Below are 17,851 nucleotides of genomic sequence, written 5' to 3' on the forward strand. Positions count from 1 at the left end.
CACCGGGCCCGATGAGGACGAACGCCTGTCCCAAGCGGCAGCCGACCGGCCCGCTCCCACCGAGCGCCCCGCCGACGACTTCGACAACGACAGCCTGCCCGCGCCTCCCGGCGCCACCACCGCCCTGCTCCGTTCGCTGCTGTCTCCCCTCCGTGGCCGCGTCATCCTCGCCGCCGTCCTGCTCCTGCTCCAGCAGGCCGCCGTCCAGGGCGGCCCGCTTCTCGTCGCGTACGCCATCGACCGCGGCGTGCCCGCCGTGCGGGCCGGCGACCACGGGCCCCTCGTCGTCATCGGCATCGGCTATCTGCTCTGCGCGGGCGCGTCCGGCGCGTTCCAGTACGCGTTCATCGTGGCCTCCGCCCGCGTCAACCAGGACGTGCTGCTCGATCTGCGCGGGCGGATATTCCGGCACGCGCAGGCGCTCAGCGTGGACTTCCACGAGCGGTACACCTCGGGGCGCCTCATCTCCCGGTCCACCACGGACGTGGAATCCCTGCGGGAACTCCTCAGCGAGGGGCTGCAGGAGCTGATCACCGTCATCCTGTCCTTCGTCTACATCTCGGCGATGCTGCTCTGGCTCGACCTGGGCCTCGGCGCCGTGGCCGTCGCCTCGTTCGTGCCGCTCTACCTCCTCGTACGCCGCTATCAGCGCCGCGCGGGCCCCCTCTTCGGGAAGCGGTCCACCGCGATCGCCTCCGTCATCGTGAAGTTCGCCGAGACGGTGAACGGCATCCGCCCGGTCCGCGCCTTCCGGCGCGAGCGCGCCAATGAGGAAGAGTTCGGCGTGCTCAACCGCCATCACGAGCAGGCCAACGGCGACGCCATGCTGGAGATGGCCCGTTACGTCATCGGCTCCCGGCTCGTCGCCAACACGGCCGTCGCGGGCATCGTCCTGTGGGGCGCCTACCGCGTCACCGACGGCACCCTCGCGCTCGGCGTACTCGCCGCGGCCGTGCTGTACCTGCGGCGCCTGTACGACCCGATCGACCGGCTCGGGATGTTCCTGAACTCCTACCAGTCGGCCGCCGCCTCCCTGGAGAAGGTCGCGGGGCTGCTGGCCCAGACCCCCTCGGTGCCCGAGCCGCACCCCGACCGCGCCCGGCCGCTGCCCGCCCTCGCCTCCGAACACCCAGGGCGCGAGGTCGACTTCGACGGCGTGCGGTTCGGCTACCGGACCGGCGGCGAGATCCTGCCCCGCTTCGACCTGACACTGCCCGCCGGGCAGACCGTCGCCGTCGTCGGCTCCACCGGCGCCGGCAAGTCGACGCTCGCCAAGCTGCTCGCCCGCTTCTACGACCCGACGGACGGCCGGGTCCTGCTCGACGGGGTCGATCTGCGGGATCTGGCCAACGCGGAGCTCCGGCGGGGTGTCGTCATGGTGACCCAGGAGGCCTTCCTCTTCTCCGGGACCGTCGCCGAGAACATCGCCATCGGCCGCCCGGACGCCACCCGCGATGACGTGGAGCAGGCGGCGAAGGCCATCGGCGCGCATGACTTCATCGCCTCCCTGCCCGACGGCTACGACACCGACGTACGCAAGCGCGGCGGCCGCATCTCCGCCGGTCAGCGCCAGCTCGTCGCCTTCGCGCGGGCGCTGCTCGCCGACCCGGCGGTGCTGATCCTCGACGAGGCGACCAGCTCCCTCGACATCCCCGGCGAGCGGGCGGTGCAGCGCGCCATGCACACGGTGCTTCGCGGCCGTACGGCCGTCGTGATCGCCCACCGGCTCTCCACGGTGGAGATCGCCGACCGGGTGCTCGTGATGGAGGACGGGCGCGTCGTCGAGGACGGCACTCCGGACGAACTCACCGCCGGGAGCGGGTCGTTCGCGGATCTGCACCGGGCGTGGCGGGACAGCGTGGTGGGATAGACCGCAGCGGGACGGACCGCCGCCGGGAGAGGCCGCCGCGCGGTCCAGCAGCACGGACACCTCCGGTAATCTGGACTTTTGCCCCAGAAGGAGTTGCATCAGTGGAGTTCCGGCTGCTCGGAGTGGTTTCCGTCGCCACCGAGGCCGGTGAACTGCCGCTCGGTCCCGCCAAGCGGCGCAGCCTCCTGGCGGGCCTTCTGCTGAGGCCCAACCGCCCGGTTCCGGTGGATCAGTTGACGGCGACGCTCTGGGATCACGAGCCTCCGCCGCGCGCCCGTGGCGTCATCCAGGGCCATGTGTCGCGGCTGCGGGCCCTGCTCGCCGGTGCGGACGCCGAGATGTTCGGAGTGGAGCTCGTCACGCAGGGCTCCGCGTACGTCCTGCGGATGCCAAAGAGCCTCCTGGACGCCCACAGGTTCGAGGAGTTGGTGACGCTGGCCCGCGGCCTGCGCGCGCCCGCCGACGCCGTGGCGAAGTACCAGGAGGCGCTGTCGCTCTGGCAGGGGCCCGCCCTGAGCGCCGCCTATCCGAGCCCGCCCCTCCAGGCCGCCGCGCACGCCCTGGAAGAGCTCCGGCTCGCCTCCGTGGAGATGCTCGCCGGGTCGTACGCGCGCCTCGGCGAGCACAACCGGGCGGCGGCCGTACTGCGCGTGGAGGCCGAGGCCCATCCGCTGCGCGAATCACTGTCCGCCGCGCTCATGCGCGAACTCCGGCGTGCGGGGCGCCGCTCGGAGGCGCTCGACTGGTTCCACCGCACGCGGCGGGCCCTCGCCGACGAACTCGGGGTCGATCCGGGCCGTGAACTGGCGGACGCCTACGGGGTCGCCCTGCGTGGCGAGGGCGACGGCGAGGACACCGGCCCCGAGGCAGCCGCCCCGGTACCGCCGCAGCGGCGCTCCGGACGGATGAGCCCCGTGCGGACGGCCTCCGTTCAGGGCGCGCCAGTCACCAAGTCGCCCCCGGCGACCGTCGACCTGCTGCCCCGCATGCCCCGCGGCTTCCACGGGCGCGCGGACGAACTCACCGCCCTGTCCCGGGCCGCGGCGGGCGAAGCCCCCGTGTGCCTGGTCACCGGGCCCGCCGGGGTGGGCAAGACGGCGCTCGTGGTGCACTGGGCACACCGCAACCGCGCCGCGTTCCCCGGCGGCCTGCTCTACGCCGACCTGCGCGGCTTCAGCGACACGGGAGAGCCGACGCATCTGGAGGTCCTTCGCGAGTTCCTGCTCGCCCTCGGGGTCGCCCCGCGCCGGATACCGGAGTCGGCGAACGGGGCGTCCGCGCTGTACCGCTCACTGGCCGCCGACCGCCGGCTGCTCGTCGTCCTGGACAACGCGCGCGGTTCCGAGCAGGTCAGGGAGCTGCTCCCGGGAGGCACCCACTGCGTCACCGTGGTCACGAGCCGGTACCGCCTGCGCGGCCTGATCGCCTCCGACGCCGCCCGTCCCGTACCCGTGGACGTACTGGAGCCGGACGACAGCACGGCCCTGCTCGCCGCGGTGCTCGGCAAGGAACGGGTCCTCGCGGAGCCGGTGGGTGCCCGGCGGCTCGTGGAGCTGTGCGGCGGTCTTCCCCTCGCGCTGCGGGTGGCCGCGGCGCGCCTCGCGGACCAGCCGGACTGGTCGCTGCGGGACATGAGCGCCGAACTGGCCGACGAGTCGAGCCGGTTGAACCTGCTCGACGTGGAGGACACGGGCGTGCGCGCGGCCCTGCGGCTCACCGTGCGGCGGCTGCCCGAGGACGTCGCGCACCACTTCGCCCACCTCGGCCGCCATCCGGGCACGCACATCGACCGCTTCACGGCGGCGGCCCTCGCGGGCACGGACCCGGACACGGCCGGGGCCGCCCTCGACCGGATGACCGCGGCCCATCTCGCCACCCGGACCGCGCCGGGGCGCTGGACCTTGCACGATCTCGTACGGCTGTACGCGCGAGACCTGGACGCGGGTCCCGATGCCCTGCTCCGGGTGCTCGACCACCAGGTGGCCACCGCCCTTGCCGCCGCCGACGCGGCAGAACCCGGCGACGAGCCGTGCTTCACGCTGCCCGCCGACTTCCATCATCCCTGTGCGATAAGGGAGTTCGGCAATCGCGACGAGGCCATGGCGTGGTTCGCCGCCGAGCGCGACGACCTGATGCGCGCGGCGGCCGCGGCGGACGCCGCCGGGCTGCACGGCAGGACCTGGCGGATCGTCCTCGGGCTGTGGCCGCAGATGGTGTGGCGGGTTCTGGACGGCTGGACTCCGTTGCTGCGCAGGGCACTCGCGGCGGCGCGCGCCGACGCGGACGCCCGCGCCGAGTCGCGGGTCCTCGCCCTGCTCGGGTGGGTGCTCACCGAGGAGGGCCGCACCAGCGAGGCCGTCGTCCATCTGGAGGCCGCCCCCGTCATCGCCGCCCGCGCGGGAGACCGGCGCGGCCAGGCGACGGCGCTGATCAATCTCTCGCTCGCCCAGGCCGCGCTCGGCAGCCCGCAGGAGGCGGCGGAGGGCTGCGTGCAGGCCGCGCGTCTGGCCCGCGCGCTGGGCGACCACCCCACCGAACGCCTGGCCCTGCACCACCTCGCCCGTCATCAACTGGACGCCGGGCAATGGCAGTCGGCCCTGGACACGTCGATGGCGGCCCTGTCCGTCGAGAGCTCTCCGGACGCGTCGGCGGCGTCCCGCGTCCTGCTGCTCACCACGGGCGGCGAGGCCCTCATCGCCATGGGCGACGAGCCCGAGGGAATCCGCCGACTGGAGGGCGCGGCGAGCGAGGCGGAGGCATCCGGCTACGACGAGGGAGTGGTACGAGCCATCGGCGCACTGCTGCGGGTCTCGGCGGGCGTGGGGCTGCGGGCACGGTACGACACAGCGATGGTGCGGCTCGCGAACCGAACGTGAGGGCCCCGTGCGCGGAGCACCCCCCGGCCCTCAGCCGCGCCCTTGCGCCCCTCCCAACTCTTGCGCCTCTCCCCACCCTTGTGCCCCGTAGGCCCGCAGAAATGTGTCCGTCGCCGCCACCGCCACCGCCCGCACCTCCGCGGCCGGAACCTTCCGCGTGCCGAGCCCGGAGCGCCTCTCCATCGGGCCGGTGAGCAGGGCCAGGAACTGTTCGGCCGCGAGGGTGGGTTCGCACGGGCGCAGGTGTCCGGCGAGCGAGAGCCGCGCGACGCGGTCGGCGAGCGCGTCGCAGAGCCCGTTCGACGTACGCCCCTGGACGACTTCGATCAGGTCGGGGAATCCGGTGACCTGGGCATATGTGAGCCTGCGCAGCGCCATCGCGCGCTCCGCGCAGCACACCCGGAGCATTCGGTACGCCACGTCCTCCAGGGCCGCGCGCAGATCGCCCCCGGGGTCGCGCAGCCGCTCGACGGCGGCGAGGTTCTCCGCCCGCACCAGATCCGCCGCGGCCTCCATCGCCTCCCGGAAGAGGTGCTCCTTGTCGGCGAGATGGTTGTAGACGGTCGGCTTGGCGACGCCCGCCTCCTCGGCGATCTCCTTCACGCAGGCCTGTGCGTAGCCCCGGCGGGCGAAGACGGTGAAGGCGGCGTCCAGGATCGCCTGCCGCTTGTCGATACGTCCCCGTGCCGCCCGCGGCGCCGTCGTACGCCCCGTCGGTCCTCTCAGTGCTGCCACCTGTGCACTGTACTCACTTCACCTTTACCAATGAGACCAGTAGATTGAACCAGCTGGTTCAGTTCGGATCTCAACTCCCCCCTGCGACAAGGAGGATGCACATGATCGTCAACATCTTGCACTTCAGCTTCAAGGACGGCACGACCGAGGAGGAGAAGGCCGAGGCCCTCGCCGCGATGCGCCGCACATCGACGGTCGAGTCGGCCTCGTACGGGACGGTCGGCCAGGATCTCCGTCTGCCGGACGACGGTTTCACCCACACGTACTGCGTGGGGGTCGAGGACCTGGACGCGCTGGAGCGGTACATGCACGACCCCGTGCACATCGCCGGGGACTTCGTGATCATTCCGCGGCTCGGGCGGCTTTCGGCCCACAGGCTCTCCGACGACCTGGACCCGGAGATGGGCTCGAAGGTGACGGCCCTGCACGAGAGGAAGGTCGCCAAGTATCCGGAGTGGGGCCAGCTGCTCGACTCGATCCCCAGCTGAATTTCTTTCCAACTCAGCGCCAATAGCGCCTAGTTGGGGTGCGGAATCAGCCACACCGCTCCAGGTGTCCGGTGAAGGGCCCCATCGAACAACAGGGAGCCCTTCACCTTGAGCGACCCCTCCGTATATCGAACTTGGCCCACCGGGCAGCGGACCATTTCCGGCCAACTCTTGACGCACCCCTGACAAACAGAGCGCACCGGTGCCACTGTTCCCCTCGATTCCCAGCTCCACCACGCTCCACCGTGCAACACCCTGCTGCACCGAGCCCCACCGTGCTCCAGTGTTCGCTTTCCCAGCTCCACGTTCTGCCTTGTTCTGCCCGGACGGCACGACCGCGCCGCCCGGTCCCCCTGGCCGTTTATCCCGCGGCCACGCAGAAGGAGTCCGTGTTGAGAAGCACCTCTCACAGACCTGCCTCCCACAGACGCGCCGCCACCGCCGGCGCCCTCACCGCCGTCGCCGCTCTTGTCGCGGTGGCGTTCCAGACGGGCCCGGCATCGGCCGACGGCCCCGCGATATCACCGGCCAAGACCTCGGCCGCCGGCAAAATAGGCAAGGCCGACCCCGGCTCCCTGCCCGTGAAGCTCAGCCCCGCCCAGCGTGCCGCGCTCCTCAAGGACGCGAACGCCACCAAGGCGGACACGGCCAAGGACCTGGGGCTCGGCTCCAAGGAGAAGCTCGTCGTACGTGACGTCATCAAGGACGCCGACGGCACGCTCCACACCCGCTACGAGCGCACCTACGGCGGCCTGCCCGTCCTCGGCGGCGACCTGGTGGTCGACGAGGCGAAGTCCGGCAAGACCGAGGGCGTCACCAAAGCATCGAAGGCGCAGCTCAAGGGCGTCGACACCAGTGCCGACGTGAAGGCGGCCACCGCCGAGAAGCAGGCGCTCGGCGCGGCGAAGGCCGCGGGGTCGAAGAAGACCGACGCGGCCAAGGCGCCCCGCGAGGTCGTCTGGATGGCCAAGGGCGAGCCGACGCTCGCGTACGAGACGGTGGTCGGCGGTCTTCAGCACGACGGCACCCCGAACGAGCTGCACGTCATCACGGACGCGGCCACCGGCAAGAAGCTCTTCCAGTGGCAGGGCATAGAGAACGGCACGGGCAACACCCAGTACAGCGGTCAGGTCACCGTGGGCAGCGTTCAGTCGGGGTCGAACTACACCCTGACCGACACCGGTCGCGGCAGCCACAAGACGTACAACCTCAACCGCGGCACGTCCGGCACCGGCACGCTCTTCTCGGGCCCGGACGACGTGTGGGGCAACGGCCAGGCCTCCAACACGGAGACCGCGGGCGCGGACGCCGCCTACGGCGCCCAGCTCACCTGGGACTACTACAAGAACGTGCACGGCCGCACCGGCATCCGCGGTGACGGCGTCGGCGCGTACTCCCGGGTCCACTACGGCAACAACTACGTCAACGCCTTCTGGTCCGACGCCTGCTTCTGCATGACGTACGGCGACGGCTCGGGCAACTCCAAGCCGCTGACGTCCATCGACGTGGCGGCCCACGAGATGACGCACGGCGTGACGGCGGCCACCGGCAACATGACGTACAGCGGTGAGTCCGGCGGCCTGAACGAGGCGACGTCCGACATCTTCGCGGCGGCCGTCGAGTTCAACGCCAACAACGCGCAGGACAAGGGCGACTACCTCGTCGGCGAGAAGATCGACATCAACAGCAACGGCACCCCGCTGCGCTACATGGACAAGCCGAGCAAGGACGGCGCGTCCAAGGACTCGTGGTACTCCGGCGTCGGCAACGTGGACGTCCACTACTCGTCCGGCATCGCCAACCACTTCTACTACCTCCTGAGCGAGGGCAGCGGCGCCAAGGTCATCAACGGCGTCTCGTACGACTCGCCGACCTCGGACGGCCTGCCTGTGGCCGGAATTGGTCGTGACAAGGCGTCGCTCATCTGGTTCAGGGCGCTTTCGACGAAGTTCACCACGACCACCAACTACGCGGCGGCCCGCACCGGGACCCTCGCGGCGGCCGGTGAGCTGTACGGCACCACGAGCGCCGAGTACAAGGCGGTGGCCGACGCCTGGGCCGCCGTCAACGTCGGCACGCGGCCCGGTGGGGGCGGTGGCACGGACTACGAGAACAACACCGCCGTCGCCATCCCTGACAACGCCGCGGCCGTCACCTCGTCGGTCAACGTCACGGGACGTACGGGCAACGCGCCCGCCGCCCTGAAGGTCGGCGTCAACATCACGCACACCTGGCGCGGTGACCTGGTCCTCGACCTGGTGGCCCCGGACGGGTCGACGTACCGCCTGAAGAACTCGAGTTCCTCGGACTCGGCGGACAACGTCATCGAGACCTACACGGTCGACGCCTCGTCCGAGGTGGCCAACGGCACCTGGAAGCTGAAGGTCCAGGACGTGGCCGCGCAGGACACCGGCCGCATCAACAGCTGGAAGCTGACGTTCCCGTAGGCCCTCAGCGGGCTTGAAGGCACGTGCAGACTGCGCCGCCCCGGGTGGATCGACTCCCCGGGGCGGCGCACCCATGTGTGCCGCCGCATGCCGCCTTTGGGAAGTCGTTTAAATTCCATTGAACCGCCCTTGACCTGCGGTTGAGCCGCCGACCGCTTAACACGCCGTTCGCATTGCGTACATGAGCCGTCGCTCAACGGACGATTTCTGGCCAACCTGCCGTCAGGGTCCTGACATGAACCTGGCTCAACTGACACTCTTCCCACGCACAGTCACACCAGTACCGCACCGCATCTTTCAGCTCGGACGGTCCCCATGCCGTCCGGGCCCCCCACAGAAGGAGCATGCGTGACCCCCCACATATCCCGGAAGCGCTCAACGCTGGCCATCGCCACCGCCGTTGCCGCCGGAGCGCTGCTCGCAGGTGGTCTGGCCACCGGAGCCTCCGCACAGCCCGACCAGGCCGCCGCGCCCGCCGGATCCCAGATCGCGCTCTCCTCCACCGCCCGCGCCGGCCTGCTGCAGGACGCGAACGCGGACAAGGCCGCCACCGCCGAGAAGATCGGGCTCGGCGCCAAGGAGAAGCTCGTCGTACGCGACGTCGTCAAGGACCGTGACGGCACCACGCACACCCGCTACGAGCGCACCTACGACGGCCTGCCCGTCCTCGGCGGCGACCTCGTCGTCCACACCGCCAAGAGCGGCTCGGTCAAGAGCGTGACCAAGGCGGCCAAGGCCACCATCAAGGTCGCCACCACCTCCGCGAAGGTCGCCACGAAGTCGGCCGCGCTGTCCGCCGAGTCGACCGCCTCGAAGAGCGGTGACACCAAGAAGGCCGACGCGCAGACTCCGCGCAAGGTCGTCTGGGCCGCGTCCGGCAAGCCGGTCCTCGCCCACGAGACCGTCGTCACCGGCGTCCAGAAGGACGGCACGCCCAGCAGGCTGCACGTCATCACCGACGCGGCCACGGGCAAGAAGCTCTTCCAGTACCAGGCCATCGAGAACGGCGCGGGCCACAGCCAGTACAGCGGCGACGTCGAGATCGGCTCCAAGAAGGGCTCAAGCGGCTTCGACCTGACCGACGACTCGCGCGGCGGGCACTCGACGTTCAACCTGGACCACAGCGAGAGCGGCGAGGGCAAGCTCGTCACGGACGACGACGACACGTGGGGCAACGGCAAGGCGGACGACGCCCAGACCGCCGCCGTCGACGCCGCCTACGGTGCCCAGCTGACCTGGGACTACTACAAGGACGTGCACGGCCGCGAGGGCATCAAGGGCGACGGCAAGGGCGCCACATCGCGCGTCCACTACGGCAACGCCTACGTCAACGCCTTCTGGGACGACAGCTGCTTCTGCATGACGTACGGCGACGGCGAGGGCGACAAGAAGCCCCTCACGTCGATCGACGTCGCGGGCCACGAGATGTCGCACGGCGTCACCTCGGCCACCGCCAACCTGGAGTACAGCGGCGAGTCGGGCGGCCTGAACGAGGCCACCTCCGACATCTTCGGCACCTCCGTCGAGTTCAACGCCAAGAACAAGGAAGACGTCGGCGACTACCTCATCGGCGAAGAGATCGACATCAACGGCGACGGATCGCCGCTGCGCTACATGGACAAGCCCTCCAAGGACGGCCAGTCCCTGGACAACTGGAGCGCGGACGCGGGCAACACCGACGTCCACTACTCGTCCGGCATCGCCAACCACTTCTTCTACCTGCTGTCCGAGGGCAGCGGCGCGAAGGAGATCAACGGCGTCAAGTACGACTCCCCGACCGCCGACGACTCCAAGGTCGAGGGCATCGGACGCGACAAGGCCGAGAAGATCTGGTTCAAGGCCCTGACGACGTACTTCACCACGACGACCGACTACAAGGCGGCCCGTGAGGGCACCTTGAAGGCGGCGACGGACCTGTACGGCGCGGACTCCGCCGAGGCCAAGGGCGTGGCCGCGGCCTGGACCGGCGTCAACGTCAAGTAGTTACCCCGTTCGTCCTCCGGCGCCGGACAGGCTGAGATCCCTCGGCCTGCCCGGCGTTCGGGCGTGGCAGCCCGGAGCCGCCCTACCGCAGCAGCACCCCCGCGGCCTCCCCCGCCCCTTCCGACGGCACGGCCACAAGCCCCAGCTCGGCCCCGCTCGCGAGCAGCCGGTGCGACGGCAGGATGCGGACCGTGTAGCCGAAGGGGCCCGTACGGTCCAGGGCCAGCGGCCCCTCGTAGAGCCGACGGCCCTCCGCGTCGGGCCCGCCCACGGGCTTCAGCGGCAGCGGACTGGCGTCGGCGATGACGTCCTCGGGGTCGACGCGGCCCGCGATCGTCTGGACCTCCACGTCGTCCGGGGTCAGCTCGCCAAGACGCACGCGGACCCGCAGCGAGAGCGTGGCGCCCAGTTCGGCGGTGGCGCCCGTCGCCGACGCCTCGACGTGGTCGACGGCGACACGCGGCCAGGCCGCGCGGACCCGCGCCTTCCAGGAGGCGAGGTCCTCGGCGGCATCCGCGTCCAGGGTGCGGTGCGCCCGCGCGGCGGGCACGTAAAGCTGCTCCACGTAGTCGCGCACCATCCGCCCCGCGAGCACCTTCGGCCCGAGCCGGGTCAGGGTCCGGCGCACCATCTCGATCCACCGGTCGGGGAGGCCTCCCGGACCCTCCTCGTAGAACCGGGGCGTGATCCTGCGCTCCAGGAGGTCGTACAGCGCCGCGGCCTCCAGGTCGTCCCGCCGGTCGTCGTCCGTCGCCGCCCCGTCCGCCGTGGGGATCGCCCACCCGAAGTCCGGCTCGAACCACTCGTCCCACCAGCCGTCCAGGACCGACAGGTTGAGGCAGCCGTTCAGCGCTGCCTTCATCCCGCTCGTCCCGCACGCCTCAAGGGGGCGCAGTGGATTGTTCAGCCACACGTCGCAGCCGGGGTAGAGCTTCTGCGCCATCGCCATGCCGTAGTCCGGCAGGAACACGATCCGGTGCCGCACCCGCGGATCGTCCGTGAAGCGCACCAGCTCCTGGATGAGCCGCTTGCCCCCGTCGTCCGCCGGATGCGACTTGCCCGCGACGACGATCTGGATCGGCCGCACCGGATGGGTGAGCAGCTCCATGAGCCGGTCCTTGTCCCGGAGCATGAGCGTCAGGCGTTTGTACGAGGGCACGCGGCGCGCGAAGCCGATCGTCAGGACGTCCGGGTCAAGTACGTCGTCGATCCACCCCAACTCGGCACTGGCGGCGCCACGTTGACGCCATGACGCGTACAGCCGCTGCCTGACCTCCGTCACCAGCTGGCCCCGCAGCTCGCGCCGCAGCTCCCAGATGTCCGCGTCCTGGATCTCGGCGACCGCGTCCCAGCGCTCCGAGCCGCCCACCGACAGCGCGTCCTCGGTCCGCTGCGCGCCGATCTGGCGTGCGCCGAGGCGGAACACCTCGGGGGCGACCCAGGTCGGGGCGTGCACGCCGTTCGTGACGGAGGCGATCGGCACCTCTTCGGCGTCGAATCCCGGCCACAGGCCCGCGAACATCTCGCGGCTCACCTTGCCGTGCAGGGTGGAGACGCCGTTGGCGCAGCGCCCCAGGCGCAGGCCCATCACCGCCATGTTGAAGAGGTTGGGCTCTCCGCCGGGATACGTCTCCATGCCGAGCCGCAGTATGTGTTCGACGTCGATGCGGGGCAGTTCGGCGTGCGGGCCGAAGTGCCGGGCGACCAGCTCACGGTCGAAGCGGTCGATTCCGGCGGGGACGGGGGTGTGCGTGGTGAATACGGTCCCGGCCCTGACAGCTTCGAGCGCGGCATCGAACTGCACGCCCTGCCCGGCCAGTTCATGGATCCGCTCCAGGCCGAGGAAGCCCGCGTGGCCCTCGTTCGTGTGGAAGACCTCGGGCTCGGGGTGTCCGCTCAGTCGGCAGTACGTCCGTATGGCGCGCACTCCGCCGATGCCGAGCAGCATCTCCTGGAGCAGCCGGTGCTCGCTGCCGCCTCCGTAGAGCCGGTCGGTCACCTCGCGGGCGCCGGGGTCGTTCTCCTCGACGTCCGAGTCGAGCATCAGGAGCGGCACGCGCCCGACACTGGCCTGCCAGACGTGCGCGCGCAGCTCACGTCCGCCGGGCAGCGCGATCGCCACCAGGCTCGGGGTGCCGTCCGCCTCGCGCAGGAGGGAGAGCGGCAGCTCGTTCGGGTCGAGCACGGGGTAGGTCTCCTGCTGCCAGCCGTCGCGGGAGAGCGACTGGTGGAAGTAGCCGTGCCGGTAGAGAAGACCGACCCCGATGAGCGGGAGCCCGAGGTCGCTCGCCGCCTTCAGGTGGTCGCCAGCGAGGATGCCGAGCCCGCCCGAGTACTGGGGAAGGGCGTCGGTGATGCCGAACTCCGGCGAGAAGTAGGCGACGGCGCGCGGCAGTTCGGCGGCGCGCCCGGCGGACTGCTCCTGATACCAGCGGTCCCCGGTGACGTACTCCCGAAGGCCGTCCGAGGCCTCGGCCAGGCGGCGCAGGAAGGCCCCGTCCCCGGCGATCTTGGCGAGCCGCGCGGGCGGCACACTGCCGAGCAGCCGCACCGGGTCGCCACCCGCGGCGGCCCAGTGCTCGGGGTCGACGGCCTCGAACAGTTCACGGGTCCCGGTGTGCCAGGACCAGCGCAGGTTGCGCGCCAGTTCGGAGAGTGGAGCGAGAGGTTCGGGAAGAGCGGGTCGTACGGTGAATCGACGGATGGCCTTCATCACTGTGCACCTCTGACAGGGTGTCTGACGGGGCGTATGACGGGGGCGTACGTAGGTCGCGTATCGACGTTCTGTATATCGCGTGCCGACGCCTCACATGTCGCGCGTCGATGTGTCGCAACGACCGTAGCGGTGCGCCGCCCCTGTCACCACGGCGCACAGGGCGCACGGGCCTCAGGGCCGGGTCGTCGCCGCCACGATCGCCGCCGTGTCCCAGTAGAACGGCCGCACCTCCGCGATCCGCCCGCCCCGCACCGTGATCGTCTGGAGCACCGGGAAGGCGAGTTCACGCCCCGTCGCGCGGGCCCGCGCGCGAACCTGGGTGTGGACGACCGCCGTCTCGCCCGTGGCCAGGAACTCCTGCTCCCCGATCTCGAAGGTCTCCCACGTCTCGCTCATGGCGAGGAAGAAGCGCGTCATTCCGTCGTGGCCGTGCCAGCTGCCGCCGTACGGGAGTGTCTCCGCCTGGCGCAGTACGACGTCGGGTGCGAAATAGGGGGCGAGCAGGTCGAACGAGGCCCCGCCGGGGCCGCCCGCGGCCAGGTAGCGGGACTCCGCCTCGTACATGCCGGTGAGGAGGACGGTCGTCGAATCCGGCGCGCTCGCCGCGTGCTGGGGTCTCATGCCGAAAGGGTGCCGGATCCGGCGGCGTCCGACCGGCGGGAAACGGACGTCGACGTGCGACGGTCACCGCGCGGTCCCGCAACCGGCGAAGGCATCCTGAATCCGTCCGAAAATCGGCGCAACCCTCACAGCACCCCCACCGGCGATATGGCCGATTCCCCCACGCCGTGTGGTCTTGTAGGCCCTCACGCCACACGAGAGGCTGCCAAGTGGCGCGCGTGGAGGATACGGGGAATCCGGTACGGATCGGTCCAACTCCACGGGCCGCATGTAATGTTGGGGAGGGAAACCAGCGTATGACTCTGTCGCGCACGAAGCGTCTGCGGTGGGCCGGGGCTGTTACGGCCGCCACCACGGCCACGATGCTTTCGGCCATCACGATGCCCGCGCACGCCGCTCCCGCCGATGCCCCGCTGGGGAAGATAGTCGGCGCCGGGGAACCCGGTTCCATCAGCGGGAGTTACATCGTCACGCTCAAGGGCGAGACCTCGGCCCCGTCGGACGCGGGCAAGGGCCTCGCCGCGAAGTACGGGGCGCGGATACGCCACACCTACAGCACAGCGATCAACGGCTATGCGGTGAAGCTCAGTTCGGACCAGGCCAAGAAGCTCGCGGGGGACTCCAAGGTCGCCTCCGTCGTCCAGGACAGCACGGTGTCCCTGGACGACACCCGCAAGGGTCCGCCCTCCTGGGGGCTCGACCGGATCGACCAGGCCGATCTGCCGCTCGACAAGTCCTACACCGGCCCCCGGTCGGCCGGGCGGGGCGTGACCGCGTACGTCATCGACACCGGCGTACGCAGCACGCACAAGGAGTTCGGCGGCCGGGCGAGCAGCGGCTGGGACTTCATCGACAACGACGCCACCGCTCAGGACGGCAACGGCCACGGCACGCACGTCTCCGCGACCGTGGCGGGCAAGAGCTACGGCGTCGCGAAGAAGGCCGACGTCGTGGGTGTCCGGGTGCTCGACGACGCGGGGTCGGGGACGACCGCCCAGGTCATCGCCGGCATCGACTGGGTGACGAAGCACGCCAGGAAGCCCGCCGTCGCCAACCTGAGTCTCGGCGGCACGGCCAACGTCCAGTTGGACGCCGCCGTACGCAACTCGATCGCGTCCGGGGTCACTTACACGGTCGCGGCGGGGAACGACGGACTTCCCGCGCTGCTGTTCTCACCGGCCCGCGTGAAGGAAGCGGTCACGGTCGGCGCCACCGACAACAAGGACGCCAAGGCGAGCTTCTCCAACTGGGGCCCCGGGGTCGACGTGTTCGCGCCGGGCGTCGGCATCACGTCCGCGTGGAAGACGAACGACACCGCCAAGAACACCATCTCGGGGACGTCGATGGCCTCGCCGCACGCGGCGGGCGCGGCGGCGCTCTACCTCGCCGAGCACCCATCGGCCGCACCGGCCGCGGTGGGCGAGGCGCTGACCGGGCAGGCGGCCACGGGCAAGGTGACCGGCGCCGGTCTCGGCTCGCCGAACAAGTTGTTGCAGGTCAACAACCCGTAGGACACGGCACATCCACGACGCTGCACGGAACCGGCCCCGCCGCATACGGCGGGGCCGGTTCTGCGTGCGCGGCCGTGGCCTTGCCTCCGGCGCCGACCCGACGCACCCTCGATAGGGGACCGGTCTCGTATGAGGCCTTACGCACCAGTAGGTAAAAAAGTGCTGGATTGCCCACCAGAAGTTGGTGGGAAGGCTCCCCCGGAACGCACACGGCTGAGTACGGTCAGTCACGGCTCGGTACGCCAGCAAGCGCGGCACGCTGTCGCAGAACCACTCCACACCCCCGTATCCGCCCCACTCATGTAACGCGGACAGGAGCGGTCATGCCCTCAACTCGCCCGACGGCCAGGCCTTCGGGAAAGTCCACTAACAAGGTGCCCGAAACTCCGGCACCACAGCAGGACACGCGACGCCCGCAGGAAGCGCACGACCCGCAGGATGCGCAGACCCCGTCCCCGCGACCCGGGCGGCCGGGTCCCCTCACCGGCCGCATACCCGTCCTCGACGTCGCGCCCCTCGTCCACGGTGGGCTGAGGCCCGCGAAGGCCGTGGTGGGCGAGACCTTCCAGGTCACCGCCACCGTCTTCCGCGAAGGACACGAGGCGGTCGCCGCCAATGTCGTCCTGCGCGACCCCCGGGGGCGCCCCGGGCCGTGGACGCCGATGCGCGAGCTTGCCCCCGGCACAGACCGGTGGGGCGCGGAGGTCACTCCGCAGGCGGAGGGGAACTGGACGTTCTGCGTCGAGGCGTGGGGCGATCCCGTCACCCAGTGGCGGCGCCACGCGAACATCAAGATACCGGCGGGCATCGACACCGAACTCGTCCTGGAGGAAGGTGCCCTGCTGTACGAGAGCGCCGCCGCCGACGCCCCGGCGTGCAAGGACCGCGGTGCCACCCTCCGCGCCGCCGCCAAGGCCCTGCGGGACACGAAACGCCCCCTCGCCGCCCGTCTGGCCGCCGCCCTCACCCCCGAGGTGGACGCGGTTCTCGCCGAGCGTCCGCTGCGCGAACTTGTCACGGAGTCGCAGCGGCTTCCGCTGCTCGTGGAGCGGCAGCGGGCGCTGTTCGGGTCCTGGTACGAGTTCTTTCCGCGCTCGGAGGGTGCCGTCACAGTCGAGGGCGAGCCCCCGCGGTCGGGAACGTTTCGCACCGCTTCACAGCGGCTTCCGGCCATCGCCGCGATGGGCTTCGACGTCGTCTACCTCCCGCCCGTCCACCCCATCGGCACCACCTACCGCAAGGGCCCCAACAACTCCCTCTCCCCCGGCCCGCACGACGTCGGCGTCCCCTGGGCCATCGGCTCCCCCCAGGGCGGCCACGACACGATCCACCCCGACCTGGGCACCCTGGACGACTTCGACGCCTTCGTCCGCCGCGCCACCGACCTGCACCTCGAAGTCGCCCTCGACTTCGCCCTGCAGTGCTCCCCCGACCACCCCTGGGTGCACAAACACCCCGAGTGGTTCGCGCACCGCGCCGACGGCACCATCGCCTACGCGGAGAACCCCCCGAAGAAGTACCAGGACATCTACCCCCTGGCCTTCGACCGCGACCTGCCCGGCCTGATCGCCGAGACCGTGCGCCTGCTGCGGTTCTGGATGGACCACGGCGTACGCATCTTCCGCGTCGACAACCCGCACACCAAACCCGTCGCCTTCTGGCAGGAAGTCCTCGACGACATCAACCGCACCGACCCTGACGTCATCTTCCTGGCCGAGGCCTTCACCCGCCCGGCGATGATGCGCACCCTGGCCGCGATCGGATTCCAGCAGTCCTACACGTACTTCACCTGGCGCAACGACAAAAGTGAACTGACGGACTATCTAACGGAGTTGGCGGGCGAGACCGCCCACTATCTGCGGCCCAACTTCTTCGTCAACACCCCGGACATCCTGCACGCCTACCTCCAGAACGGCGGACGTCCCGCCTTCGAGGCCCGGGCGGTGCTCGCCGCGACCCTCTCGCCGACCTGGGGCGTCTACAGCGGATACGAACTCTGCGAGAACACCCCGGTACGGGCCGGCAGCGAGGAGTATCTGAACTCGGAGAAGTACCAACTGAGGCCGCGCGACTGGGAGTCGGCCGAGCGCTCCGGCGCCGGCATCGCGCCCCTCATCACCAGGCTGAACCACGTGCGGCGCGCCAACCCCGCGCTGCGGCAACTGCGTGACCTGCACTTCCACACCACGGACCAGGAAGCAGTGATCGCGTACTCGAAGACGGCTCATGACAGGGCCCCCGGCACGGCCTGCGACTCGGCCTCCGATATGGCATCCGACGCGGAAGGGCCGAACACGGTCCTGGTGGTCGTGAACCTCGACGCCCATCACACCCAGGAGGCCACGGTTTCGCTGGACATGCCGCGCCTCGGCCTCGACTGGCACGAGTCGGTCCCGGTGCGCGACGAGCTCACCGGCGAGACCTACCACTGGGGCAGGACCAACTACGTACGCCTCGAACCGGGCCGCGTGCCCGCGCACGTCTTCCGCGTCCTGCGACCGTCCTCACCGTTGATCGGAGGGTCACCCACATCATGATCATCAATGAGCCCGTCCAGGACACCTTCGAGGACACCCCCGCCAAGGACCGCGACCCCGAATGGTT

10 protein-coding genes are annotated in these 17,851 nt (G+C 70.6%); 7 read left to right on the top strand and 3 right to left on the bottom strand.

Features of this window, described 5'->3' with window-relative positions; translation table 11 throughout:
- Window positions 1–25: 25 nt before the first annotated feature.
- The gene (locus ACFVXC_RS26225) at window positions 26–1,870 is read left to right on the top strand and encodes an ABC transporter ATP-binding protein (RefSeq protein WP_389909429.1); all 1,845 of its coding nucleotides are present in this window, start codon (window positions 26–28) and stop codon (window positions 1,868–1,870) included.
- Between the two features lie 101 nt (window positions 1,871–1,971).
- Entirely contained in the window at window positions 1,972–4,746 is a 2,775-nt protein-coding gene (locus tag ACFVXC_RS26230; protein WP_389909344.1) for a BTAD domain-containing putative transcriptional regulator, read from the top strand.
- A gap of 30 nt (window positions 4,747–4,776) precedes the next feature.
- On the opposite strand, the gene ACFVXC_RS26235 is transcribed toward ACFVXC_RS26230, so the two are convergent.
- Window positions 4,777–5,472, bottom strand: a complete 696-nt coding sequence (locus ACFVXC_RS26235) for a TetR/AcrR family transcriptional regulator (protein ID WP_389909430.1) — start codon at window positions 5,470–5,472, stop codon at window positions 4,777–4,779.
- Between the two features lie 110 nt (window positions 5,473–5,582).
- Between ACFVXC_RS26235 and ACFVXC_RS26240 the strand changes: the two genes are divergently transcribed.
- From ACFVXC_RS26240 to ACFVXC_RS26250, 3 genes are all read left to right on the top strand, one after another.
- Entirely contained in the window at window positions 5,583–5,969 is a 387-nt protein-coding gene (locus ACFVXC_RS26240) for a Dabb family protein (RefSeq protein WP_389909347.1), read from the top strand.
- 392 nt (window positions 5,970–6,361) lie between these two features.
- On the top strand, window positions 6,362–8,416 hold the full coding sequence (locus ACFVXC_RS26245) for a M4 family metallopeptidase (RefSeq protein ID WP_389909349.1): 2,055 nt from the start codon (window positions 6,362–6,364) through the stop codon (window positions 8,414–8,416).
- Window positions 8,417–8,764: 348 nt separating this feature from the next.
- Window positions 8,765–10,399 carry a M4 family metallopeptidase gene (locus ACFVXC_RS26250; RefSeq protein ID WP_389909351.1) on the top strand — a complete coding sequence of 545 codons (1,635 nt, stop codon included), beginning with the start codon at window positions 8,765–8,767 and terminating at the stop codon, window positions 10,397–10,399.
- A gap of 82 nt (window positions 10,400–10,481) precedes the next feature.
- Here the strand turns inward: ACFVXC_RS26250 and glgP are convergent, their stop codons facing one another.
- Complete coding sequence (glgP, locus tag ACFVXC_RS26255) at window positions 10,482–13,112, bottom strand: alpha-glucan family phosphorylase (protein ID WP_389909353.1); 2,631 nt, start codon at window positions 13,110–13,112, stop codon at window positions 10,482–10,484.
- Between the two features lie 174 nt (window positions 13,113–13,286).
- Window positions 13,287–13,736 (bottom strand): nuclear transport factor 2 family protein, encoded by a 450-nt coding sequence (locus ACFVXC_RS26260; RefSeq protein ID WP_389909355.1) that lies wholly within the window; start codon window positions 13,734–13,736, stop codon window positions 13,287–13,289.
- A 296-nt stretch (window positions 13,737–14,032) separates the two neighbouring features.
- Here ACFVXC_RS26260 and ACFVXC_RS26265 point away from each other — a divergent pair, with 296 nt between their 5' ends.
- A complete protein-coding gene (locus ACFVXC_RS26265) occupies window positions 14,033–15,247 on the top strand; it encodes a S8 family peptidase (protein WP_389909358.1) in 1,215 nt (404 codons plus the stop codon).
- Between the two features lie 323 nt (window positions 15,248–15,570).
- A complete protein-coding gene (locus ACFVXC_RS26270) occupies window positions 15,571–17,784 on the top strand; it encodes an alpha-1,4-glucan--maltose-1-phosphate maltosyltransferase (protein ID WP_389909362.1) in 2,214 nt (737 codons plus the stop codon).
- Window positions 17,785–17,851: the final 67 nt, after the last annotated feature.

Source organism: Streptomyces sp. NPDC058257, from assembly GCF_042881845.1.
Taxonomy (GTDB): domain Bacteria; phylum Actinomycetota; class Actinomycetes; order Streptomycetales; family Streptomycetaceae; genus Streptomyces.